The following is a 23,045-nucleotide window of genomic DNA, read 5'->3' on the forward strand; positions in this document are numbered from 1 at the left end:
GCGCTATGGTGAGCCTGTTTTTTTCGTCGCAGGAACATCATGAGTCACGATATTGCGTCTCTCCTCTCCCGCCTGATCCACGGTCCGGCAACGCTCAGGCAGATCCGCTTTGCGGCGGTGAATGCAACCGCGCCTGCGCTTGCCTGCCAGGTCGATTTCCCGCGTCTTGAAATTGTGCTGGAAGGAGCGCTGACCGATGCGGCGATCGCCGGCGAGACAGCATTGATGATGCAACATGATGTGCTTTACGTTCCCGCTGGCGGCTGGAACAGCCCGCGCTGGCTGGCACCGGCGAAAAGCTTAAGCGTGCTGTTTGGCAAACAGCAGCTCTGCTTTAGCCTTACGCAGTGGGATGGCGAAGCCCTCCAGACGCTGACCCGGCAGCACGTAGCCCGGCGCGGCCCGCGCATAGGCTCCTTCCTGCTGCAAACGCTGCACGAGATGCAGATGCAGCCAGAGGAGCAGCACACGGCGCGGTTGATTGTCACCAGCCTGCTGAGCCACTGCCACGATCTGCTCGGCAGCCAGATCCACACCGCGTCGCGCAGCCAGGCGCTGTTTGAAGCTATTCGTGACTATATCGACGAACATTACGCCATGCCGCTCACCCGCGAGTCGGTCGCGCAGGCGTTCTATATCTCGCCCAACTACCTCTCCCATCTGTTCCAGAAAACCGGCGCGGTCGGCTTTAGTGAATATCTGACCCATACCCGGCTGGAGCATGCGAAAACGCTGCTTAAAGGCTACGACCTGAAAATCAAAGAGGTGGCGCACAGCTGCGGGTTTGTCGACAGCAACTACTTCTGCCGCCTGTTCCGTAAAAACACCGAACGCTCGCCCTCGGAGTATCGCCAGCACTACCACAGCCAGCTACGGGACAAATAATTCCGCGACTGGATTTTTGTACGCTTTTATACCCGCTTCTCTTCTACGCTCCGCGCCTGAATCCGCTTTTCATCGGAGTGCACTGCATTTTGTGAGCGCTGTCGCACTTCATCAGCATGCGTACATTTGTCCAGTGTTTGGCAGAATTGTTATATAGCCGCCGCCGCCTCGCAGACCGTATGCTTTCGCCAGATCATATTGATGAGGAAGCAGGATGGAACTCTATCTGGATACGGCCAATATCGCGGAAGTGGAGCGCCTTGCGCGCATCTATCCGCTGGCTGGCGTTACCACCAACCCGAGCATTATTGCTGCCGGTAAAACTCCTCTGTGGGAGGTTTTGCCGCGTCTGCAACAGGCAATAGGCGCGAACGGGACGCTCTTCGCCCAGGTGATGAGCCGCGATGCAGAGGGCATGGTGAGCGAGGCGAAAAGGCTTCACCACGCGCTGCCGGGTATTGTGGTTAAAATCCCGGTAACGGGCGAAGGGCTGGCGGCGATTAAGCAGTTGAAAAAACAGGGGATCGTCACGCTCGGTACGGCGGTCTATAGCGCCGCGCAGGGCTTACTGGCTGCACTGGCGGGAGCCAAATATGTCGCGCCCTATGTTAACCGTGTCGATGCGCAGGGCGGCGATGGTGTGCGCATGGTGCAGGAGCTGCAAACCTTGCTGAGTTTGCATGCGCCGGAGAGCAAGGTGCTGGCAGCGAGCTTTAAAACCCCGCGCCAGGCGCTCGACTGTCTGCTCGCCGGATGCGAGGCGATTACCCTGCCGGTCGATGTGGCGAAGCAGATGCTCAATACGCCCGCCGTTGAATCCGCCGTCGAGAAATTCGAGCAGGACTGGCAGGGCGCGTTTGGCTGCCTGAGCCTGTAATTTCCCCCGAACTAAACGGCAACGTTACAGGCCGGGCGCACGCCGAGGGTGTGGCAAATGGCATAGCTCATTTCGGCGCGGTTCAGGGTATAGAAGTGGAAATCTTTAACCCCTTCGCGGCTGAGGATCTTCACCATATCCATGGCGATATTCGCGCCGACCAGCTTGCGGGTTTCCGCATCGTCATCCAGCCCGGCGAACATTTGCGACATCCACGCCGGGATGCGCACGTTGGTCATGTCGGCGAACTTTTTCGCCTGCTTAAAGTTGGAGACCGGCAGAATGCCGGGAATGATCTCGACGTCGATACCGGTTGAGGCGCAGCGATCGCGAAAGCGCAGGTAGCTCTCAACATCGAAGAAAAATTGCGTGATGGCGCGGCTGGCGCCCGCATCGACTTTACGCTTCAGGTTGAGCAAGTCGGCCTGCGCGCTTTTCGCTTCCGGGTGCACCTCCGGGTAAGCAGCGACGGAGATATCAAAATCCGCCACCTCTTTTAACAGGCTCACCAGGTCGGTGGCATACATTTCAGGCTTTCCGCCGCCCGGCGGTAAATCGCCGCGCAGGGCAACAATATGGCGAATGCCGTTGTTCCAGTAATCCTGCGCGATGGTGCGCAACTCATCACGGGTGGCGTCAATGCAGGTCAGATGCGGCACCGCTTCCAGCCCGGTGCGATCTTTAATCCCTTTAATAATGCTGTGCGTGCGGTCGCGTTCGCCGGAGTTCGCGCCGTAGGTGACCGAAACGAATTTCGGCTTCAGGCTGCTTAAGCGATCGATGGAGCTCCATAAGGTCTGTTCCATTTCACTGGTGCGCGGCGGGAAAAACTCAAAGGAGACGTTAATCTGGCCGTGAACTTCCGCCAGGCTCTGGTTCAGGGCTTCCCGCTGATTGGCGTGAAAAAAGCTCATACCTTACCTCATCAATCACAAGTCATTATTCAGGGTGAGTGAACTTCTATACGTTTAGACGTCCAGATGTAAAAATGACGGAAATCGTACAAAGCGTCAACAGAAATATCTCGATTGTGTGTGAGGAGTTTTCAGCGAAGATGAAAAAGATTCATGAGGCGGGAACACTCCCCTCCCGGAGCGGGAGAGGAGTTGCAGCGAGGGCTACAGCAGCTGTGCAAGGCGGTTAATATCGGACTGAATAGCGCCCGCGGTGACATCCCGGCCTGCGCCGGGCCCGCGGATCACCATCGGGTTATCGCGATACCAGCGGCTCTCAATCGCAAAGACGTTATCGCACGGCAGCAGCGCGGCCAGCGGATGCTCCGGGCGCACCGCTTCAACGCCAACGCGCGCTTTGCCATTGGCATCGAAACGGGCGACGTAACGCAGCACCAGCCCCAGCTCGCGGGCGGCTTCAAGGCGCTGGAGCATCTGCTCATTTAACGCCTCGCCATTCTCGAAGAAGTGATCGACGGATTCTGCTTCGCAGCCCGGCGGCACCAGCGACTCGACGCGCACCTGATCCGGCTCGATGTCATACCCCGCTTCGCGGGCGAGGATCACCAGCTTGCGCATCACATCTTTACCGGAGAGATCGACGCGCGGGTCCGGCTCGGTCAGCCCCTGCTGCCACGCCTGATCCACCAGCTCGGTGAAGGGCACGCTGCCATCAAACTGCAGGAATAGCCAGGAGAGCGTACCGGAGAAGATACCGCTGATCGCCAGAATCGAATCGCCGCTGTCGCGCAGATCGCGCACGGTGTGGTTAACCGGCAGACCCGCGCCGACGGTGGCGTTATAGAGCCAGTGGCGGCCAGTTTTTTCAAAGGCGTCATGGATCTGGCGGAAGCGATCGCTTTTGCTCGCGCCCGCCAGCTTGTTAGCGCTGATGACATGGAAACCGTGGCTGGCGAAATCGAGATACTGCTCCGCAAGCTGCTCGCTGGCGGTGACATCCAGCACCACTAAATCATCATACGGATGGGCACGCATCCACAGGAACAGCGACTCCTCATCCTGCTCTACCGCCTCATCATTAAAGAAGGCAAGCGCGCGGCTGGCATCCAGCCCGTCGTAGCTCAACAGGCTGCGGCGGCTATCAACCACGCCTGCCAGCACAAACTCAAACCCGGTGCGCGCCGAGAGCGCGCTCTGCTCGCGAGAGAAAAGCTCAAGCCAGCGCGAGCCGATATTGCCTTTACCAAACAGCACCAGACCAATGCGTTTTTCCGCGCGGAACAGCGACTGGTGCAGACCCTGGATCAGGCTCTCGGTCGGGCCGACGCGCAGCACGGCAACCAGGCTGATCCCTTCGTCCGATTGCCAGATAAACTCGACCGGCTGCCCTTTTAACTGCTGCCAGAAGCGGTGGCTGTGCAGCGGGTTGCGGCATACGCCCGCACCGACCATCGCCACCAGCGCCAGCCCCTGGCGTAAACGCAGCTCGCCCGGCAGACCCGCCTCATCAAGCAGTTTAAAGACGCTGTCGACCACTTCGGAGGTGTAGCAGAGTTGCAGCAGATTGCGGTCAGCGTGAACACCGACCGCCAGCGGACGCACCTGCGCGCGCTTGAGAATAATGTCGATCTCTCTGTGCGCCAGCTTGAAGTCCTGCCCTGACGGCACGAGGAACTCAATCAGGCAGACATCATCATGGCTGGTAACAATGCGTGCCCCGGTGCCGGAAGCGAGCACGCGCTCAATGCGCGTTGAACCCTGTTCGGGGTTGTAGCTGCAACGCAGTTGCAGATCGATATTGCTGCCGGAAACCGGCTGTAATGTGCGGGCATGCAGTACCGGTGCGGCCAGGCGCGCCAGCTCGCTCGCTTCATCCAGACGCAACAGCGGCAGCAGACAGGCATCTTTCACTTTGCGCGGGTCGGCGCTGTAGACCCCGGCGACGTCGCTCCAGATGGTCACGCGCGAAACATCGCCCAGCGCGCCGATCTGCGTTGCCGAGTAGTCGGAACCGTTACGGCCAAGCAGCACGGTTTCGCCCGCGTCGTTGCGGCTGATAAAGCCGGTCACCACAATTCGTTTACCCGGATGCTGCGCCAGCTGCTGCTGCAATAAGGGGTAAGAGGCCCCTTCATTGACCTGCGGCTGCGCGCTGCGCTCGGCGCGGAGGAAGTCGCGGGCATCGAGCCAGGTGGCGTCAAGCTCCTGCTGATTCAGCACCGCTGCCATTAAGCGCGCGGACCAGATTTCACCGTGCCCCACTACTTCGGCATAAACGGCATCGTTGATGCCGCTGTCGAGCAGCGCGGCGAGGTGCTCCAGATCGTGAATAAAGGCGCTGGTCAGGCCATCGGCTACATCGGCAGGTAACAGGCCGTTAATTAATTCGAGCTGATAGCGGCGCAGCGATTGCTGCACCTGATGCGCAGAGAGGCGATCGGTCTGGCTCAGTTTAAGCCAGCTGATCAACTGGTTGGTGGTGCTACCGGCGGCCGAAACCACCATCATGTCGCCCGGCTGCGAATACTCCGCCATGATCCCTGCTACGCGCAGATAACACTTCACATCCGCCAGACTACTGCCACCAAATTTGTGCAGCTGACGAGCCTTCGTCCCTGCCTGCGCAATCACACTCATGTTTACCCCTCAGCGGCGATCCGGAAGCCATTTTCCAGATCGGCAATCAAATCTTCACTATCTTCAATACCGGTTGAGATGCGCAGCAGCGTCTCACCGATCCCAGCGGCGGCGCGTGCTTCCGGCGCCATGCCCGCGTGGGTCATGGTCGCGGCGTGGGAGATTAAACTCTCAACCCCGCCTAACGATTCCGCCAGTGTAAACAGCGACAGTCCGCTCAGGAAACGACGCAGCGTCTGCTCATCGCCAGCCAGTTCAAAACTCAACATCGCGCCAAAGCCCTTTTGCTGACGCGCCGCAATCTCATGCCCCTGGTTATCAGGCAGAGAGGGATGGTACAGCTTTTTCACCAGCGGCTGAGTCTGCAAAAAGTCGACAATCGCCTGCGCGTTACGCTGCGCCACTTCCATGCGCGGCGACAGGGTGCGCAGCCCGCGCAGCAGCAAATAGCTGTCGAAAGCGCTGCCGGTGACGCCAATATTATTCGCCCACCATGCCAGTTCGGTGACGGTCGCCTCATCCTTCGCAATCACCACGCCGGCTACCACATCGGAGTGGCCGTTGAGGTATTTGGTGCAGGAGTGCAGCACCAGATCCGCCCCCAGCGCCAGCGGGTTTTGCAACGCCGGGCTCAGGAAGGTGTTATCCACCACGCTCACCGCACCCGCTTCCCGCGCAAGCCCACAGATTTTCGCAATATCTACGACGCGCAACAATGGGTTACTGGGAGTTTCTACCAGCACCAGCTTCGGTTTTTCCGCCAGCGCCGCTTTCAGCGCCTGCTCATCGCCCTGATCGACAAACTTCACGCGGTAGCAGCCGCGCTTCGCCAGGCTATCAAACAGACGATAGCTGCCGCCGTAACAGTCGTGCGGTGCCACCAGCAGATCGCCAGGCTTAAGGAACACCGTGGTCACCAGGTGAATTGCCGACATGCCGGTATTGGTCATCACCGCGCCTGCACCGCCCTCCAGCTCCGCCAGCGCGCGCTGCACCACATCACGCGTAGGATTACCGCGGCGCGAGTAGTCGTGGGCGCGAGGTTCGTTAAAACCGGTGAAGTTATAGGTACTGGAGAGGTGAATCGGGGGGACAACGCAACCGTACTGCTCGTCATCGTTCAATCCGCTACGCACTGCGATGGTGGCCTGTTTACGCGTCATGGTGAAGGCTTCCTGGCTTAATGGATGAAAAGTCAGGTCACAGAGTAAACACTGGAATAATAGACGTCAATACATCTGGACATCTAAACTTCTTTGCGTATAGATTGAGCAATCGCATAATAGCCGTTAAAATTATATGCTTTCGTACGATATTGCAGAGCGATACACGGTGTCACCCCGATGACTCTACGGTAAACTACGCGCAATTACGGCCCGGCGCGACCGGGTATAGATCAATGACTGAGAGGATTAAAGGTATCTCATGGCTGAATGGAGCGGCGAATATATCAGCCCATACGCTGAGCACGGCAAGAAGAGTGAGCAAGTAAAAAAAATTACGGTGTCCATTCCTCTTAAGGTGTTAAAAATCCTCACCGATGAACGTACCCGTCGTCAGGTGAATAACCTGCGCCACGCCACCAACAGCGAACTGCTGTGCGAGGCGTTTTTACATGCGTTTACCGGCCAGCCTTTGCCGAATGATGAAGACCTGCGTAAAGAGCGCAGCGATGAGATCCCGGAAGAGGCGAAAGTGATTATGCGTGAAATGGGTATCGACCCGGATACGTGGGAATACTGATCGCAATAAAAAGGGCGGAAATCATATTCCGCCCTTTTTTGATTTATCGCACCTGCTTATCAGAAACGCGTCACTTCCGGATGCACTTCTGCCAGTGAGAGCAGGTAAGACATAAATACGTTTTTCATTGCTGTCAGCATACAAATGATCCTTTTACGCTCAAATAGTGTGAGGAGATGTATGGCGACAGGGTATGCCTGTTTTTTGACCAGAGCAATATTTTTGTGAAGCTCATCACAAAAATATTCCCCCTGAGGCAAACCGCAGAGACAAAAAAAGCGCCTTTCGGCGCTTTTTTCTTTGGCAACTTACTTGCTGCCCGGGATGCTGAAGCGTTTGTTGAAACGGTCAACACGGCCACCAGTTGCAACATCACGCTGCTTACCGGTGAAGAACGGGTGGCATTTACCACACACGTCCAGGTTCAGATCGTGACCCAGAGTAGAGTGGGTTTCGATCACGTTACCGCAAGAACAGGTTGCAGTAATCGCTACGTAATTCGGGTGAATACCTTTTTTCATGGGGAAACCTCAGTTTAAGGCCGCGTCGCTCTTCCAGCCCTAACGCCAGACACCACGCGAGTTGATATGTAAGTGAATCTTTGACGCCGCAATGAGCATCAAAGGCGGCGAATCATACAGAAATTAACCAGCGTATGCAAACTGATCCGCTCGACCGTCTTAACAATGTGTATACTAACCCGCCACTTTTCAAGTCAGGATGATGAAATGCCCGTCGCCCACGTTGCGCTCTCTGTACCGCTGCCCCGCACTTTCGATTACCTGCTGCCGGAGGGAACCCCCGCCAGCGCTGGTTTTCGCGTGCGCGTGCCGTTCGGTAACCAGACCCGCGTCGGGATTGTGGTGGCGGTCAGCGACAAAAGCGAGCTGCCACTGGCGGAGCTGAAAAGCGTCGAAGAGGTGCTCGACAGCGAGCCCGCGTTTTCAACGCCCGTCTGGCGAATGCTGCTCTGGGCAGCTGACTATTATCATCATCCAATTGGCGATGTGCTATTCAATGCCCTGCCCGTTCTGCTACGCCAGACCAAACCGGCCAGCGCCGAGTTTCAGGGCTACTGGTTCGCCACTGAACAGGGGCAGGCCACCGACATCAACCGCATCAAGTCGCCAAAACAGCAGCAGGCGTTATCGGCGCTGCGCAAAGGCAAAGTGTGGCAGCATCAGCTAGCGGCGTTAGATCTGAAAAGCGTGACCCTGCAAGCGCTACGCGCAAAAGGGCTGGTGGAGATGAACAGCGAAGCGCCGACGTTTACGGACTGGCGCAGCACCTTTTCCGTCAGCGGCGATCGTCTGCGGCTCAATACCGAACAGGCCACCGCCGTCGGCGCGATCCACAGCGCAGCAGATCGCTTCTCCGCCTGGCTGCTGGCGGGCGTCACCGGATCGGGCAAAACGGAAGTCTATCTGAGCGTGCTGGAAAATGTGCTCGAACAGGGCAAGCAGGCGCTGGTGATGGTGCCGGAAATTGGCCTGACGCCACAAACCATCGCCCGTTTTCGCGAGCGGTTTAATGCTCCTGTCGAAGTGCTGCACTCTGGACTTAACGACAGTGAACGCCTGACCACCTGGCAGAAAGCAAAGAGCGGTGAAGCGGCGATTGTCATCGGCACGCGCTCCTCGCTCTTCACCCCTTTTAAAAACCTTGGCGTGATCGTCATCGATGAGGAGCACGACAGCTCCTATAAACAGCAGGAGGGGTGGCGCTACCATGCGCGCGATCTGGCTGTTTACCGTGCGCATAGCGAGCAAATCCCGATAATCCTCGGTTCGGCGACGCCGGCGCTGGAGACGTTGCACAACGTGCGGGCGCGGAAATACCATATTCTGCGTTTAACCCGCCGCGCAGGCAACGCGCGTCCGGCGATGCAGCACGTGCTGGATATGAAAGCCCAGCCGCTGCAGGCGGGTCTGGCTCCTGCCTTAATCAACCGCCTGCGTCAGCATCTGCAAGCGGGTAACCAGGCGATCCTCTTCCTTAACCGGCGCGGCTTCGCCCCGGCGCTGCTCTGTCATGATTGCGGCTGGATCGCCGAGTGCGCGCGCTGCGATCACTACTACACCTTCCATCAGGCGCAGCAGCATCTGCGTTGCCACCACTGCGACAGCCAGCGCCCGGTGCCGCGCCAGTGTCCGTCGTGCGGCTCCACCCACCTGCTGCCGGTTGGACTTGGTACCGAACAACTGGAGCAGGCGCTGGCCCCGCTCTTTCCCGGCGTGCCGATTTCGCGCATCGACCGCGACACCACCAGCCGCAAAGGCGCGCTGGAGCAGCATCTTGCCGAAGTGCATCGCGGCGGTGCGCGCATTTTGATCGGCACACAGATGCTCGCCAAAGGGCATCACTTTCCGGATGTTACGCTGGTGGCGCTGCTCGACGTCGACGGCGCGCTCTTTTCCGCCGATTTCCGCGCCGCAGAGCGCTTTGCTCAGCTCTATACCCAGGTTTCCGGCCGCGCCGGACGCGCTGGCAAACAGGGCGAGGTGGTGCTGCAAACGCACCACCCTGAACATCCGCTGCTGCAAACTCTGCTGCATAAAGGCTACGACACTTTTGCCGAGCAGGCGCTGGCCGAGCGCCAGACGCTGCAACTCCCGCCGTGGACCAGCCATGTGCTGATCCGTGCGGAAGATCAGAACAACCAGCATGCCCCCCTCTTCCTGCAACAGCTGAAAAACCTGCTGCAGGCGAGCCCGCTGGCAGATAACCAACTCTGGATCCTCGGCCCGGTTCCGGCGCTGGCGGCCAAGCGCGCCGGGCGCTACCGCTGGCAAATCCTGCTACAACACCCCTCCCGCATTCGCCTGCAACACATTGTGCATGGCGCGCTGGCGCTGATTAACACCCTGCCCGATGCCCGACGCGTAAAATGGGTGCTGGATGTCGATCCGATCGAGAGCTAATGCTGCGAGCCAGCGCGTAAAATAGAATGCCCGTCACACTTTTTGTGAAATTTCTGTAACCGATGCGCTTAACTATCTGATAAAAATGTGACTACGCCTGCGCCGTGCATGCGAGGAGAACAAGGTGAAACCGAAAAATCAGGTTGCGGCAGCAACCATGAAAGATGTTGCCATGAAAGCAAAGGTTTCTACGGCAACCGTATCCCGTGCATTAATGAACCCGGAAAAAGTGTCACAGGCGACCCGCAACCGCGTTGAGCAGGCCGCCATGGAAGTGGGCTACCTGCCACAGTCGATGGGCCGCAATGTGAAGCGCAATGAGTCCCGTACCCTGCTGGTGATTGTGCCGGATATCTGCGATCCCTTCTTCAGTGAGATTATCCGCGGCATCGAAGTGACCGCTGCGGAGCATGGCTACCTGGTACTGATTGGCGACTGCGCCCATCAAAATCAGCAGGAAAAGACCTTTATCGATCTGATCATCACCAAGCAAATTGATGGCATGCTGCTGCTCGGTTCACGTCTGCCGTTTGACGCCAGCATTGAAGAGCAGCGCAATTTACCGCCGATGGTGATGGCCAATGAGTTCGCGCCGGAGCTGGAGCTGCCGACGGTGCATATCGACAACCTGACCGCAGCCTTCAACGCTGTCTCTTACCTGCAAGAGCAGGGGCATCAACTGATTGGCTGTATCGCCGGCCCGGAAGAGATGCCGCTCTGCCACTATCGCTTACAGGGTTACGTGCAGGCGCCGCGCCGCGCGGGTGCGACGGTAGATAAGGAGTATATTACGCGCGGTGATTTTACCTTCGAAGCCGGAGCGCAGGCGCTGGAGCAGCTTCTCTCCCTGCCGAAACCGCCGACGGCTCTCTTCTGCCATAGCGATGTGATGGCGCTCGGCGCACTGTCGCAGGCAAAACGCCGGGGCCTGAAGGTGCCGGAGGATCTGTCGATTATCGGCTTTGATAACATCTCGCTGGCAGAGTATTGCGACCCACCGCTCACTACCGTTGCGCAGCCGCGCTACGACATTGGGCGCGAAGCAATGCTGCTTCTGCTGGAGCAGTTGCAGGGCCACACGGTGAGCAGCGGCTCGCGACTATTAGATTGTGAATTAATCCTGCGTGGCTCAACGCGAGCGCTAACGTAAAGGCGGGGGCTTTCGGACGCCCTCTTCTGGTCAAAACCCCGTCGCTTAAGTAACATGGCGGGCTGTTAAACGAATATGAATACAGCGAAACGATAGTGGCCCAACGAGATTATGTACGCCGCAGCCAGTCGACTCCTGCGCGGCGAAAGAAGAGCACCTCAAAGAAAAAGCAGCGCAGCGCGCCTGCGGTCTCGCCAGCAATGGTCGCGATAGCGGCCGCCGTGCTGGTCGCCTTTATCGGTGGTTTGTACTTTATTACGCATCATAAGAAAGAAGAGTCAGAATCCCTGCAGAACCAGAAAGTGACCGGTAACGGCCTGCCGCCGAAGCCGGAAGAGCGCTGGCGCTATATTAAAGAGCTGGAGAGCCGCCAGCCTGGCGTACGCGCGCCGACCGAGCCGACAGCCGGGGGCGAAGTGCAAAAACCGGAGCAGTTAACCGATGAGCAGCGCCAGCTGTTAGCCCAGATGCAGGCAGATATGCGCCAGACGCCGACGCAGCTCAATGAGGTGCCGTGGAACGAGCAGACGCCGGAGCAGCGCCAGCAAACGTTGCAGCGTCAGCGCCAGGTTCAGCAGATGCAGCAGCAGCAGCAGCAGCAGTCTCAGTGGACGCAAAGCCAGCCGGTTCAGCAACCACGTACGCAGCCGCGCACCGTAGAACAGCAGCCTGCGCGCGTCGCCACGCCGCCACGCCAGACGCAGCAAGCGCAGCAGAAGCCGGCCACTAATTCGCAGCCCTATCAGGATCTGCTGCAAACGCCGCCGCACAGCAACGCCGCGCAGTCGAAAACGCAGCAGGCCGCGCCGGTAACGCGCGAAGCGGAAACGGCGAAGGCGCAGCCGACAGAGAAAAAAGATGAGCGTCGCTGGCTGATCCAGTGCGGCTCGTTCAAAGGCCAGGAGCAGGCGGAAACCGTCCGCGCGCAGCTGGCGTTTGAGGGCTTTGACTCACGCATCACCAGCAATAATGGCTGGAATCGCGTTGTGATGGGCCCGCTGAAAGGCAAAGAGAGCGCCGAAGCCACCCTCGGCAAGCTGAAACTGGCCGGTCACGCAAACTGCATTCGACTTTCCGCCGGGGGTTGAAACCCCCAAAATCTCCCCCATCTATAAATGCATTCTGCCCCGTACGCTGTGCGGGGCGCTGTATGTGCTTTTGTAACCAAGGGGTCTGCTCGTGACAACAATCGTAAGCGTACGCCGTAACGGCCATGTCGTTATCGCCGGTGATGGCCAGGCCACACTGGGCAACACCGTGATGAAGGGCAACGTTAAAAAAGTTCGCCGTCTCTATAACGACAAAGTCATTGCAGGCTTTGCGGGCGGCACAGCGGATGCCTTCACGCTGTTTGAGCTTTTTGAACGCAAACTGGAAATGCACCAGGGTCACTTGGTGAAAGCCGCCGTCGAGCTGGCAAAGGACTGGCGTACCGATCGTATGCTGCGCAAGCTGGAAGCGCTGTTAGCGGTCGCCGACGAAACCGCGTCGCTGATCATCACCGGTAACGGCGATGTGATTCAGCCGGAAAATGACCTGATTGCCATTGGCTCCGGCGGACCATACGCCCAGGCCGCTGCCCGCGCACTGCTGGAGAACACCGAGCTTGGCGCGCGCGACATTGCTGAGAAGGCGTTGGGGATCGCAGGCGATATCTGCATCTACACCAACCACTTCCATACCATCGAAGAATTACCCGCTCAAGCGTAAGGATCTCCCATGTCTGAAATGACCCCACGCGAAATCGTCAGCGAACTGAATAAACACATCATCGGCCAGGACGCGGCAAAGCGCTCTGTGGCGATTGCTCTGCGTAACCGCTGGCGCCGTATGCAGCTCGATGAAGAGCTGCGTCACGAAGTGACACCAAAAAATATTCTGATGATCGGCCCGACCGGCGTTGGTAAAACCGAAATCGCCCGTCGTCTGGCAAAGCTCGCCAACGCGCCGTTTATCAAAGTGGAAGCGACCAAGTTCACCGAAGTTGGCTATGTCGGGAAAGAGGTGGATTCGATTATCCGCGATTTGACCGATGCCGCCGTGAAAATGGTGCGCAGCCAGTCAATTGACAGGAACCGCTACCGCGCCGAAGAGATGGCGGAAGAGCGCATTCTTGATGTGCTGATCCCGCCGGCGAAAAACAACTGGGGCCAGCCGGAACAGGCGGCAGAACCCTCTGCGGCGCGCCAATCCTTCCGTAAAAAACTGCGCGAAGGCCAGCTGGATGACAAAGAGATTGAGATCGATCTCGCCGCTGCGCCAATGGGCGTCGAGATCATGGCGCCTCCGGGCATGGAAGAGATGACCAACCAGCTGCAGTCGATGTTCCAGAACCTCGGCGGGCAGAAGCAGAAGCCGCGTAAGCTGAAAATCAAAGACGCGATGAAACTGCTGATCGAAGAGGAAGCGGCGAAGCTGGTGAACCCGGAAGAGCTGAAAGAGGAAGCGATCGAAGCCGTTGAGCAGCACGGTATCGTCTTTATCGATGAGATCGACAAAATCTGTAAGCGCGGCGGTAACACCTCCGGCCCGGACGTCTCCCGCGAAGGCGTACAGCGCGACCTGCTGCCGCTGGTTGAGGGCTGCACCGTGTCGACCAAACACGGGATGGTGAAAACTGACCATATCCTGTTTATCGCGTCCGGCGCGTTCCAGGTTGCCAGCCCGTCAGATCTGATCCCGGAACTGCAGGGCCGTCTGCCGATCCGCGTTGAGCTGCAGGCGCTCACCGCGGAAGACTTTGAGCGCATCCTCACCGAGCCAAACGCTTCTGTGACCGTGCAGTACAAAGCGCTGATGGCAACCGAAGGGGTGAATATCGAATTTACCGACGACGGCATTAAGCGTATCGCGCAGGCCGCATGGCAGGTGAACGAAAGCACCGAGAACATCGGCGCACGCCGTTTGCACACCGTGCTGGAGCGTTTGATGGAGGATATCTCCTACGACGCCAGCGATCTGGGCGGCGAAACCATTACCATTGATGCAGACTATGTGAGTAAACACCTTGATGCTTTAGTGGCGGATGAAGATCTGAGCCGTTTTATCTTATAATCGCGCTCATACTCTTTTCATCACACTCGATGGGGGCTTATGCCCCCATTTTTATTGGCCGGACTTATGAACGATACGCACTCTCTGAGCCTTACCCAGGCATGGCTGGAAAGCCTGCGACCGAAAACGTTGCCGCTGGCCTTTGCCGCTATCGTGGTGGGAACCGTGCTTGCCTGGTGGCAGGGCTACTTCGATCCGCTGGTGGCGGCGCTGGCGCTGATCACCGCCGGTTTGCTGCAAATCCTCTCTAACCTCGCGAATGATTACGGCGATGCCATTAAAGGCAGCGATAAGCCGGATCGCATCGGCCCGCTGCGCGGGATGCAGAAAGGGGCGATCTCCCTTGGGCAGATGAAGCGCGCGCTGCTTATCGTCATTGTGCTGAGCTGCGTGTCCGGGCTCTGGCTGGTAAGCGCCGCGACCCAGACGATGGCGGATTTTGTCGGCTTCCTCGCACTCGGCGGCCTGTCGATTATCGCCGCCATCACCTATACCGTCGGCAAGCGCCCGTATGGTTATCAGGGGCTGGGCGATATTTCGGTGCTCACCTTCTTCGGCTGGATAAGCGTGATGGGAAGCTGGTATTTGCAGGCGCATACGCTGATTCCGGCGATCTTCCTGCCCGCGACCGCCTGCGGTTTGCTGGCGACGGCAGTGCTGAATATCAATAACCTGCGCGATATCGATAGCGATCGCGAGAACGGTAAACATACGCTAGTGGTGCGTTTAGGTCCGGTGAATGCCCGCCGTTATCACGCCGGTTTGCTGGCGGGCGCGCTGCTCTGCTTTGCGCTCTTCAACCTGATTTCGCTCCACAGCCTCTGGGGCTGGCTGTTTTTGCTTGCCGCACCGCTGCTGTTTAAACAGGCACGTTATGTGCTGCGTGAGCGCGATCCGCGCGCGATGCCGCCGATGCTCGAACGCACCGTGAAAGGCGCGCTGCTGACTAATCTCCTGTTTGTACTGGGGATTATTTTGAGCAAGACGCTCGCCTGAGTGCCAAAGAACAATTAAAAATTGATGCTTTTGCCAACAGCGCGCGATGCGCGATATACTTACGGCTCTCGCAGCAACTGAACGTAAATCCTATGAAATACGATACTTCTGAGCTTTGTGACATCTACCAGGAAGAGGTCAACGTCGTCGAACCGCTGTTCTCCAACTTTGGCGGTCGCTCCTCTTTCGGCGGGCAAATCATCACGGTGAAATGTTTCGAGGATAACGGGTTGCTTTACGATCTGCTCGAACAGAATGGCCGTGGTCGCGTGCTGGTAGTCGACGGCGGCGGTTCTGTACGCCGGGCGTTAGTCGACGCCGATCTCGCGCGTCTGGCGGCGCAAAACGAGTGGGAAGGGATGGTGGTCTACGGCGCGGTGCGCCAGGTGGACGATCTGGAAGAGCTGGATATCGGCATCCAGGCGATGGCCGCGATCCCGGTTGGCGCAGCGGGCGAAGGCATTGGCGAAAGCGATATTCGCGTCAACTTCGGCGGCGTGACCTTCTTCTCCGGTGACCATCTTTATGCCGATAACACCGGCATTATTCTCGCCGAAGATCCTCTCGATATCGAATAAACGAAAGGGCACCTGAAGGTGCCCTTTTTTGTCGCTGCCGAATGCAATGGCGCTTAACTATTTTGCTTAATACGCGAAAGATTTCGTGTTGTGGCAAGGCGGCAAGCAAGTGAATCCCCGGGAGCATAGATCACTATGTGACCGGGGTGAGCGTGCGCAGCCAATGCCGCTACGGCACGAAAGATAAAGCGTAATTACACTTCTTCCATGCGGCCCAGCAGCGCCTGCAGACGCTCCTGCCAGCCGTGCTGCTGCTCGCGCAGCTGTTGGTTTTCGCGCTCCAGCTCTTCACGGCTCTGGTGTGCAGAATGAACGTCCTGCGACAGGCTGTTGTTCTTCTCTTTCAATTCTTCGATTTCCATCTGCAGCAGCGTGATGGTATCAATCGCCTGCTGTACTTTTGCTTCCAGTTTCTCAAACACTTCTAATGACATAGTCATACTTCTCCTGAGTGGCAAGGCGTTGATGGACTTACACCTCATTATTCGCCAGACAAATAGGTTACCCCTCTGCCCGCTAAATTATGCGTGTCTTTAAGCGTCCTCGTCCCGCAGAGCGGCGACGCCTTAATACAATGAGCGGATTTCGCTTGTTACCGATTGTATGAATCGCGCCAGCCCCTGTCCAGCGTGGAGCGGCGCTGTTTGCGCTTTGCAACACTTTTCGTCCTCGTCCTGGTGCAATCCGCTTCGCTACCCCGTAATTGTTAATGCCCGGGTTACAAAAATGATTCAGCTCTCATTTCGTATTGGTGCAAAAACGCGCGCCGCCGCTCGTAAACGCTCATTTTATTGACGCAGTACACACATTTCGATTTCGATATTTCTCGTTTTTGCTCGTTAACGATAAATTAACACTATGTCTACAGGACATCATGGGGGTGCTGTTTCCCTCATGCCTACAATAACCATTAAACTTCTGCAGGATCCGATTATGAGTCAGACACCAACCGTAAAAGGCCAGTGCATTGCCGAGTTTCTCGGTACCGGGTTGTTGATTTTCTTCGGCGTGGGATGTGTTGCAGCGTTAAAAGTGGCGGGTGCCACCTTTGGCCAGTGGGAAATCAGTATTATCTGGGGTTTGGGCGTGGCGATGGCCATCTACCTGACCGCAGGGGTTTCCGGCGCGCATCTTAATCCGGCTGTAACCATTGCACTTTGGCTCTTCGCGAGCTTTGACGGACGCAAAGTTGTTCCTTTTATTTTTTCTCAATTTGCCGGCGCGTTTTGCGCGGCTGCACTTGTTTACGGGCTTTACTACAATCTTTTCCTCGACTTCGAACAGACGCACAATATGGTACGCGGCAGCGTCGAAAGTCTTGATCTGGCTGGTATCTTTTCAACCTACCCCAACCCGCACATCAATTTTGTGCAGGCCTTCGCTGTTGAGATGGTAATTACCGCTATTCTGATGGGCGTGATTATGGCGCTGGGCGATGATGGCAACGGCGTGCCGCGCGGCCCAATGGCGCCGCTGCTGATCGGTCTGCTGATCGCGGTCATTGGTGCTTCCATGGGTCCGCTCACCGGCTTTGCCATGAACCCGGCGCGTGACCTGGGACCGAAGACCTTCGCCTGGCTCGCTGGCTGGGGTAACGTCGCCTTTACCGGCGGCAAAGATATTCCCTACTTCCTCGTGCCGCTGTTTGGGCCGATTGTAGGCGCGGCGCTTGGCGCGTTCAGCTATCGCAAACTGATCGCCCGCCATCTGCCGTCTGGAACCAGTGAGGCTGCGAAAGAGAAAGGCACCGCCTCCACCACGGCTCAACAAAAAGCTTCGCTGTAATGTGACTACGGGATCATAACTATGACTGACAAAAAATATATCGTTGCGCTCGACCAGGGCACTACCAGCTCCCGCGCCGTTGTGATGGACCACGATGCCAACATCATTAGCGTTTCACAGCGCGAATTTGAACAAATCTACCCGAAGCCAGGCTGGGTTGAGCATGACCCGATGGAAATTTGGGCGTCACAAAGCTCCACGCTGGTCGAAGTGCTGGCGAAAGCGGATATCAACTCCGACGAGATTGCCGCCATCGGCATCACCAACCAGCGCGAAACCGCGATTGTCTGGGAGCGTGAAACCGGCAAACCGATTCATAACGCCATCGTCTGGCAGTGCCGCCGCACCTCTGAGATCTGCGAAAAGCTCAAACGCGACGGCATGGAAGATTACATCCGTAGCACCACCGGGCTTGTTATCGACCCCTACTTCTCCGGCACCAAAGTGAAGTGGATCCTCGACCACGTTGAAGGTTCGCGCGAGCGTGCTAAACGCGGAGAACTGCTGTTCGGCACCGTCGATACCTGGCTTATCTGGAAAATGACCCAGGGGCGCGTACACGTCACCGACTACACCAACGCCTCACGCACCATGTTGTTCAATATCCATACGCTGGAGTGGGACGACAAAATGCTGGAAGTGCTGGATATCCCGCGCGCAATGCTGCCGCAGGTGCGTAAGTCGTCCGAAGTGTACGGCCAGACCAACATCGGCGGTAAAGGCGGCACGCGTATTCCTATCGCCGGTATTGCGGGCGACCAGCAGGCGGCGCTGTTTGGCCAGCTCTGCGTGAAAGAGGGGATGGCGAAAAACACTTACGGCACCGGCTGCTTTATGCTGATGAACACCGGCGAGCAGGCAGTGAAATCCGATCATGGCCTGCTGACCACCATCGCCTGCGGCCCGAAAGGCGAAGTGAACTATGCGCTGGAGGGCGCGGTGTTTATGGCTGGCGCCTCCATTCAGTGGCTGCGCGATGAGATGAAGCTGATTAACGACGCGTTCGACTCCGAGTACTTCGCTACCAAAGTGAAGGACACCAACGGCGTCTACGTTGTTCCGGCCTTCACCGGCCTGGGCGCGCCGTACTGGGACCCGTATGCACGCGGCTCCATCTTCGGCCTGACCCGCGGCGTTAACGCGAACCACATCATTCGTGCGACGCTGGAGTCGATTGCCTTCCAGACCCGCGACGTGCTGGAAGCGATGCAGGCTGACTCCGGCATTCGCCTGCACGCACTGCGTGTGGATGGCGGCGCGGTGGCGAATAACTTCCTGATGCAGTTCCAGTCCGACATTCTCGGCACGCGCGTTGAGCGTCCGGAAGTGCGCGAAGTGACCGCGCTGGGTGCCGCTTACCTGGCGGGTCTGGCGGTCGGTTTCTGGCAGAACCTGGATGAGTTGCAGGAGAAAGCCGTGATCGAGCGCGAATTCCGTCCGGGTATCGAAACTACCGAGCGTAACTTCCGCTACAGCGGCTGGAAAAAAGCCGTGAAACGCGCGATGGCGTGGGAAGAACACGAAGAGTAACCGCTCCACTTATGCCCTCTCCCTGCCGGGAGGGGGCATCTGCCTCACCCCCCTCCTCTTTTCACTGTGTTAAACTTCGCGCAATTTCTTTCAAAACTGAGTGTGTGATGAAACGAGAACTTGCCATCGAATTCTCCCGTGTTACCGAAGCTGCGGCGCTGGCTGGCTATAAGTGGCTGGGGCGCGGCGATAAAAACACGGCGGACGGCGCAGCGGTACACGCTATGCGCATTATGCTCAACCAGGTCAACATTGACGGCACGATTGTCATCGGCGAAGGGGAGATCGACGAAGCGCCGATGCTCTTTATCGGTGAGAAAGTGGGCACCGGCAAAGGCGACGCGGTGGATATTGCCGTCGATCCGATTGAAGGGACACGCATGACGGCGATGGGCCAGGCCAACGCGCTGGCGGTGCTGGCGGTCGGTGACAAAGGCTGCTTCCTCAACGCACCGGACATGTATATGGAAAAGCTGATCGTCGGCCCCGGTGCCAGAGGCGCTATCGATCTCAACCTGCCCTTAGCCGACAACCTGCGCAATATCGCCGCCGCGCTCGGTAAACCGCTCAGCGAGCTGACGGTCACCATTCTTGCCAAGCCGCGCCATGATGCGACCATCGCCGAGTTACAGGCGCTGGGCGTGCGCGTGTTTGCCATTCCTGACGGCGATGTCGCCGCCTCGATCCTCACCTGCATGCCCGACAGCGAAGTGGATGTGCTGTATGGGATTGGCGGCGCGCCGGAAGGCGTGGTGTCGGCGGCGGTGATCCGCGCCCTGGATGGCGATATGCAAGGCCGACTGCTGGCGCGTCACCAGGTGAAAGGCGACAGCGAAGAGAACCGCCGTATCGGCGAGCAGGAGCTGAAACGCTGCCGCGGTATGGGCATTGAAGCGGGCAATGTGCTGCGCCTCGATGAGATGGCGCGCAGCGATAATGTTATCTTCTCTGCTACCGGCATCACCAAAGGCGATCTGCTGGATGGTATTACGCGCAAAGGCAATATGGCGACCACCGAGACGCTGCTGATCCGCGGTAAATCGCGCACCATTCGCCGGATTCAATCGATCCATTATCTGGATCGTAAAGACCCGGACGTACAACGACATATACTGTAAGTCTATTTGTTGAATTGAGCTTTCCGGCCCGCACGGGCTGGAAATCTCAGGCGACAACCACCAGGATAAGGCAACGTTACAGAACAGGAGAGAACCATGGCGGATTGGGTAACAGGAAAAGTCACAAAGGTGGAATTCTGGACCGATGCACTCTTCAGCCTCACCGTACATGCCCCCGTTCAACCCTTCACTGCCGGACAGTTCGCCAAGCTTGGGCTGGAGATTGACGGCGAGCGCGTGCAGCGCGCTTACTCCTACGTCAACGCGCCGAGCAATCCCGATCTTGAGTTCTACCTCGTCACCGTTCCGGAAGGCAAACTGAGCCCGCGCCTGGCCGCCCTGCAACCGGGCGATGAGCTGTTAATTGTCAGCGAAGCCGCCGGCTTTTTCGTGCTGGAAGAGGTACCGGAGTGCGAGACGCTGTGGATGCTGGCGACCGGCACGGCCATCGGGCCTTATCTGTCGATGCTGCAAGAGGGGAAAGATCTTGAACGGTTCAAAAATATCGTCCTGCTGCACGCGGTGCGCTACGGCGCGGACTTAAGCTACCTGCCGCTGATGCTGGAACTGCAAAAGCGCTATGAAGGGAAGCTGCGCATTCAGACGGTGGTCAGCCGCGAGACGCTCTCCGGCTCTTTAACCGGGCGCGTGCCGGCGCTGATTGAGAGTGGCGCCCTTGAGGAAGCGGTAGGTCTGCCACTGACCGCCGAGACCAGCCATGTGATGCTGTGCGGTAATCCGCAGATGGTGCGCGACACCACACAGTTGCTGAAAGATACCCGGCAGATGGCCAAACACCTGCGCCGCCGTCCGGGGCATATCACCGCTGAGCACTACTGGTAATCAGCGGAACTTCACCTCGAGCGTCTCGCTGCCAAAACGGTTTTTGTCCTGGGTGCCGATCATCGCGCCCAGGTCGATCATCATTACCACAATAATCGCCACCGGGATCAGGCGTCCCACCGCCCACGCCAGCGTGCCGTCGAGCATCGTCCAGTTACCTGACAGCAGCATCCACGCCAGCACCATCAGCAGCGCCCAGCCGCCGTGACGACCGCGATCGTGCAGCCGTTTGACCATCACGCAGGCGGTCGGCCAGATCAGGCAGACGAGAATAAACGCCGCCGTCTGAAAATCGAGCATGCCGCCATTCGCCAGCACAAACAGCAGGGTCATGCTCACCACCCACAGCACCATCCAGATCCAGAAATCGCGGCGTCCAATGCGCCCCTTAAACGAAAACAACCACTGCTGTATGCCCATGTAAGGTTCCTTATTATCGTAATAGCGGCTAGTGTACCCTGGCGGCGGGAGTTTTTGACAAGGCCGCCCAATCTCGTTTTAATCGTCAGCACACTCTACAGAGGGGGATGTGAATGAAAGCACGGCGTTACCACTTTTGGCTGCTCTTTTCCGCGCTGGCGTTCTGCGCGCCGGGTTGGGCAGAAGAGGCGCCAGCCGCCGTCACCGCGCCCTATTTACTGCCGGGCGCCCCCACCTTTGATGAATCGATCAGCCAGTTCCGGGAGAAGTTCAATACCGACAATCCCACGCTTGCGCTGAACGAGTTTCGCGCTGTTGATAGCCGCAGCGATCGCGCCAACCTGACGCGCGCGGCTACGCGCATCAACGATTATCTCTATGCCTCCACGGCGCTTGAGCGCGGCACGTTAAAGATCAAATCGATGCAGATCACCTGGCTGCCGGTGCAGGGGCCGGAGCAGAAAGCGACGAAAGCGAAGGCGCAGGAGTATATGAGCGCCTTTATCCGCGCCTTCTCTCCGACCATGACCGCGGCGCAAAGCATGCAAAAAGTACAAAAGCTGCTGACCAATGGCAAAAGCAAGGCCTACTACGCTGAGACGGAAGGCGCGGTGCGCTATGTGGTGGCAGACAACGGCGAAAAGGGGCTAACCTTCGCGGTTGAACCGATTAAGCTGACGCTATCTGAACCTCTCGAAGGGAACAATAAATGACAAAAAGCAAAGCCTTTCAGGGGAGGGATCTCTATACTGTTTCTCAGACCATGCTGCCCTGACGGGCGGCCATTTTCATTAATTCGCCAAGCGCGTGGAGAGTAAAAATGCGACATCCTTTAGTGATGGGTAACTGGAAGTTGAACGGCAGCCGCCACATGGTTAACGAACTGATTGCCAACCTGCGTACCGAACTGGCGGGCGTTTCAGGCTGCGGCGTGGCGATTGCGCCGCCGAACCTCTACCTGGATCTGGCAAAACACGCCGCTGACGGCAGCCACATCATCCTCGGCGCGCAGAATGTTGATACCAACCTCTCTGGCGCGTTCACCGGCGAAACCTCCGCTGAAATGCTGAAAGATATCGGCGCTAAATACATCATCATCGGCCACTCTGAGCGTCGTACTTACCACGCTGAATCCGATGAGCTGATCGCGAAAAAATTCGCCGTGCTGAAAGAGCAGGGTCTGGTTCCGGTGCTGTGCATCGGTGAAACTGAAGCGGAAAACGAAGCGGGTAAAACCGAAGAAGTGTGCGCTCGCCAGATCGATGCCGTGCTGAAAACGCAGGGCGCGAGCGCGTTCGAAGGCGTGGTTATCGCGTACGAACCCGTTTGGGCGATCGGTACCGGCAAATCCGCTACCCCGGCGCAGGCTCAGGCCGTGCACAAATTTATCCGTGACCACATTGCTAAAGCCGACGCGAAAGTGGCTGAGCAAGTGATCATCCAGTACGGCGGTTCTGTTAACGCCAGCAACGCGGCAGAACTCTTTGCCCAGCCGGATATCGACGGCGCGCTGGTTGGCGGTGCTTCCCTGAAAGCCGACGCCTTCGCAGTGATCGTTAAAGCTGCTGAAGCCGCTAAACAGGCGTAATGCTGC

22 protein-coding genes are annotated in these 23,045 nt (G+C 57.8%); 16 read left to right on the top strand and 6 right to left on the bottom strand.

Features of this window, described 5'->3' with window-relative positions; all coding sequences use genetic code 11:
- The first annotated feature begins 39 nt into the window (after nt 1–39).
- A complete protein-coding gene (locus BWI95_RS00930) occupies nt 40–885 on the top strand; it encodes a helix-turn-helix transcriptional regulator (RefSeq protein WP_076768843.1) in 846 nt (281 codons plus the stop codon).
- Nucleotides 886–1,099: 214 nt separating this feature from the next.
- On the top strand, nt 1,100–1,762 hold the full coding sequence (gene fsa / locus BWI95_RS00935) for a fructose-6-phosphate aldolase (protein ID WP_054804430.1): 663 nt from the start codon (nt 1,100–1,102) through the stop codon (nt 1,760–1,762).
- A gap of 11 nt (nt 1,763–1,773) precedes the next feature.
- Here the strand turns inward: fsa and metF are convergent, their stop codons facing one another.
- The 3 genes from metF to metB form a co-directional block, all read right to left on the bottom strand.
- Nucleotides 1,774–2,676, bottom strand: a complete 903-nt coding sequence (gene metF, locus BWI95_RS00940) for a methylenetetrahydrofolate reductase (RefSeq protein WP_076768844.1) — start codon at nt 2,674–2,676, stop codon at nt 1,774–1,776.
- A gap of 204 nt (nt 2,677–2,880) precedes the next feature.
- On the bottom strand, nt 2,881–5,313 hold the full coding sequence (locus tag BWI95_RS00945; RefSeq protein ID WP_042717061.1) for a bifunctional aspartate kinase/homoserine dehydrogenase II: 2,433 nt from the start codon (nt 5,311–5,313) through the stop codon (nt 2,881–2,883).
- Between the two features lie 2 nt (nt 5,314–5,315).
- The gene (metB, locus tag BWI95_RS00950; protein WP_054804429.1) at nt 5,316–6,476 is read right to left on the bottom strand and encodes a cystathionine gamma-synthase; all 1,161 of its coding nucleotides are present in this window, start codon (nt 6,474–6,476) and stop codon (nt 5,316–5,318) included.
- 262 nt (nt 6,477–6,738) lie between these two features.
- On the opposite strand from metB, the gene metJ reads away from it, so the two are divergent.
- Nucleotides 6,739–7,056, top strand: coding sequence for a met regulon transcriptional regulator MetJ (metJ, locus tag BWI95_RS00955; protein ID WP_023479337.1), 318 nt, complete (start codon nt 6,739–6,741; stop codon nt 7,054–7,056).
- A gap of 308 nt (nt 7,057–7,364) precedes the next feature.
- Here the strand turns inward: metJ and rpmE are convergent, their stop codons facing one another.
- On the bottom strand, nt 7,365–7,577 hold the full coding sequence (gene rpmE, locus BWI95_RS00960) for a 50S ribosomal protein L31 (RefSeq protein ID WP_023479344.1): 213 nt from the start codon (nt 7,575–7,577) through the stop codon (nt 7,365–7,367).
- Nucleotides 7,578–7,784: 207 nt separating this feature from the next.
- Here rpmE and priA point away from each other — a divergent pair, with 207 nt between their 5' ends.
- The 7 genes from priA (at nt 7,785) to rraA (ending at nt 15,755) form a co-directional block, all read left to right on the top strand.
- Nucleotides 7,785–9,977 carry a primosomal protein N' gene (priA, locus tag BWI95_RS00965; RefSeq protein WP_042717058.1) on the top strand — a complete coding sequence of 731 codons (2,193 nt, stop codon included), beginning with the start codon at nt 7,785–7,787 and terminating at the stop codon, nt 9,975–9,977.
- A gap of 124 nt (nt 9,978–10,101) precedes the next feature.
- A complete protein-coding gene (cytR, locus tag BWI95_RS00970) occupies nt 10,102–11,127 on the top strand; it encodes a DNA-binding transcriptional regulator CytR (RefSeq protein ID WP_054804428.1) in 1,026 nt (341 codons plus the stop codon).
- Nucleotides 11,128–11,222: 95 nt separating this feature from the next.
- Entirely contained in the window at nt 11,223–12,215 is a 993-nt protein-coding gene (ftsN, locus tag BWI95_RS00975) for a cell division protein FtsN (RefSeq protein ID WP_076768845.1), read from the top strand.
- A 91-nt stretch (nt 12,216–12,306) separates the two neighbouring features.
- The gene (hslV, locus tag BWI95_RS00980) at nt 12,307–12,837 is read left to right on the top strand and encodes an ATP-dependent protease subunit HslV (protein ID WP_023479345.1); all 531 of its coding nucleotides are present in this window, start codon (nt 12,307–12,309) and stop codon (nt 12,835–12,837) included.
- A 9-nt stretch (nt 12,838–12,846) separates the two neighbouring features.
- The gene (hslU, locus tag BWI95_RS00985) at nt 12,847–14,181 is read left to right on the top strand and encodes an HslU--HslV peptidase ATPase subunit (protein ID WP_023479328.1); all 1,335 of its coding nucleotides are present in this window, start codon (nt 12,847–12,849) and stop codon (nt 14,179–14,181) included.
- 66 nt (nt 14,182–14,247) lie between these two features.
- Entirely contained in the window at nt 14,248–15,177 is a 930-nt protein-coding gene (gene menA, locus BWI95_RS00990) for a 1,4-dihydroxy-2-naphthoate polyprenyltransferase (protein ID WP_023479363.1), read from the top strand.
- 92 nt (nt 15,178–15,269) lie between these two features.
- Entirely contained in the window at nt 15,270–15,755 is a 486-nt protein-coding gene (gene rraA, locus BWI95_RS00995) for a ribonuclease E activity regulator RraA (protein WP_023479360.1), read from the top strand.
- Nucleotides 15,756–15,949: 194 nt separating this feature from the next.
- Here rraA and zapB read toward each other — a convergent pair whose 3' ends face one another.
- Nucleotides 15,950–16,195, bottom strand: coding sequence for a septal ring assembly protein ZapB (zapB, locus tag BWI95_RS01000; RefSeq protein ID WP_023479321.1), 246 nt, complete (start codon nt 16,193–16,195; stop codon nt 15,950–15,952).
- 493 nt (nt 16,196–16,688) lie between these two features.
- On the opposite strand from zapB, the gene BWI95_RS01005 reads away from it, so the two are divergent.
- From BWI95_RS01005 to fpr, 4 genes are all read left to right on the top strand, one after another.
- Nucleotides 16,689–17,540: an MIP/aquaporin family protein gene (locus tag BWI95_RS01005; RefSeq protein WP_023479322.1), complete on the top strand. Its 852-nt coding sequence runs from the start codon at nt 16,689–16,691 to the stop codon at nt 17,538–17,540.
- 21 nt (nt 17,541–17,561) lie between these two features.
- Nucleotides 17,562–19,070 carry a glycerol kinase GlpK gene (gene glpK, locus BWI95_RS01010; RefSeq protein ID WP_076768846.1) on the top strand — a complete coding sequence of 503 codons (1,509 nt, stop codon included), beginning with the start codon at nt 17,562–17,564 and terminating at the stop codon, nt 19,068–19,070.
- 107 nt (nt 19,071–19,177) lie between these two features.
- On the top strand, nt 19,178–20,188 hold the full coding sequence (gene glpX, locus BWI95_RS01015) for a class II fructose-bisphosphatase (RefSeq protein WP_042717041.1): 1,011 nt from the start codon (nt 19,178–19,180) through the stop codon (nt 20,186–20,188).
- 96 nt (nt 20,189–20,284) lie between these two features.
- Nucleotides 20,285–21,031, top strand: coding sequence for a ferredoxin--NADP(+) reductase (fpr, locus tag BWI95_RS01020; protein WP_042717039.1), 747 nt, complete (start codon nt 20,285–20,287; stop codon nt 21,029–21,031).
- Here the strand turns inward: fpr and BWI95_RS01025 are convergent, their stop codons facing one another.
- Nucleotides 21,032–21,451 carry a DUF805 domain-containing protein gene (locus BWI95_RS01025; RefSeq protein ID WP_054804130.1) on the bottom strand — a complete coding sequence of 140 codons (420 nt, stop codon included), beginning with the start codon at nt 21,449–21,451 and terminating at the stop codon, nt 21,032–21,034.
- Between the two features lie 113 nt (nt 21,452–21,564).
- Between BWI95_RS01025 and BWI95_RS01030 the strand changes: the two genes are divergently transcribed.
- Nucleotides 21,565–22,164, top strand: a complete 600-nt coding sequence (locus BWI95_RS01030) for a DUF1454 family protein (protein ID WP_054804131.1) — start codon at nt 21,565–21,567, stop codon at nt 22,162–22,164.
- A gap of 107 nt (nt 22,165–22,271) precedes the next feature.
- Nucleotides 22,272–23,039, top strand: a complete 768-nt coding sequence (tpiA, locus tag BWI95_RS01035) for a triose-phosphate isomerase (RefSeq protein ID WP_023479339.1) — start codon at nt 22,272–22,274, stop codon at nt 23,037–23,039.
- Nucleotides 23,040–23,045: the final 6 nt, after the last annotated feature.

This window comes from Kosakonia cowanii JCM 10956 = DSM 18146 (genome assembly GCF_001975225.1).
GTDB classification, from domain to species: Bacteria; Pseudomonadota; Gammaproteobacteria; order Enterobacterales; family Enterobacteriaceae; genus Kosakonia; species Kosakonia cowanii.

Excerpts from the sequence above, each read along its gene's own strand:
- fpr (WP_042717039.1), top strand. The coding sequence starts at position 20,285 with ATGGCGGATTGGGTAACAGGAAAAGTCACAAAGGTGGAATTCTGGACC.
- BWI95_RS01030 (WP_054804131.1), top strand. The coding sequence starts at position 21,565 with ATGAAAGCACGGCGTTACCACTTTTGGCTGCTCTTTTCCGCGCTGGCG.
- rpmE (WP_023479344.1), bottom strand. The coding sequence starts at position 7,577 with ATGAAAAAAGGTATTCACCCGAATTACGTAGCGATTACTGCAACCTGT.
- rraA (WP_023479360.1), top strand. The coding sequence starts at position 15,270 with ATGAAATACGATACTTCTGAGCTTTGTGACATCTACCAGGAAGAGGTC.
- metJ (WP_023479337.1), top strand. The coding sequence starts at position 6,739 with ATGGCTGAATGGAGCGGCGAATATATCAGCCCATACGCTGAGCACGGC.
- tpiA (WP_023479339.1), top strand. The coding sequence starts at position 22,272 with ATGCGACATCCTTTAGTGATGGGTAACTGGAAGTTGAACGGCAGCCGC.
- hslU (WP_023479328.1), top strand. The coding sequence starts at position 12,847 with ATGTCTGAAATGACCCCACGCGAAATCGTCAGCGAACTGAATAAACAC.
- priA (WP_042717058.1), top strand. The coding sequence starts at position 7,785 with ATGCCCGTCGCCCACGTTGCGCTCTCTGTACCGCTGCCCCGCACTTTC.
- BWI95_RS00945 (WP_042717061.1), bottom strand. The coding sequence starts at position 5,313 with ATGAGTGTGATTGCGCAGGCAGGGACGAAGGCTCGTCAGCTGCACAAA.
- BWI95_RS01005 (WP_023479322.1), top strand. The coding sequence starts at position 16,689 with ATGAGTCAGACACCAACCGTAAAAGGCCAGTGCATTGCCGAGTTTCTC.
- menA (WP_023479363.1), top strand. The coding sequence starts at position 14,248 with ATGAACGATACGCACTCTCTGAGCCTTACCCAGGCATGGCTGGAAAGC.
- fsa (WP_054804430.1), top strand. The coding sequence starts at position 1,100 with ATGGAACTCTATCTGGATACGGCCAATATCGCGGAAGTGGAGCGCCTT.
- BWI95_RS00930 (WP_076768843.1), top strand. The coding sequence starts at position 40 with ATGAGTCACGATATTGCGTCTCTCCTCTCCCGCCTGATCCACGGTCCG.
- BWI95_RS01025 (WP_054804130.1), bottom strand. The coding sequence starts at position 21,451 with ATGGGCATACAGCAGTGGTTGTTTTCGTTTAAGGGGCGCATTGGACGC.
- metF (WP_076768844.1), bottom strand. The coding sequence starts at position 2,676 with ATGAGCTTTTTTCACGCCAATCAGCGGGAAGCCCTGAACCAGAGCCTG.
- glpX (WP_042717041.1), top strand. The coding sequence starts at position 19,178 with ATGAAACGAGAACTTGCCATCGAATTCTCCCGTGTTACCGAAGCTGCG.
- zapB (WP_023479321.1), bottom strand. The coding sequence starts at position 16,195 with ATGACTATGTCATTAGAAGTGTTTGAGAAACTGGAAGCAAAAGTACAG.
- glpK (WP_076768846.1), top strand. The coding sequence starts at position 17,562 with ATGACTGACAAAAAATATATCGTTGCGCTCGACCAGGGCACTACCAGC.
- metB (WP_054804429.1), bottom strand. The coding sequence starts at position 6,476 with ATGACGCGTAAACAGGCCACCATCGCAGTGCGTAGCGGATTGAACGAT.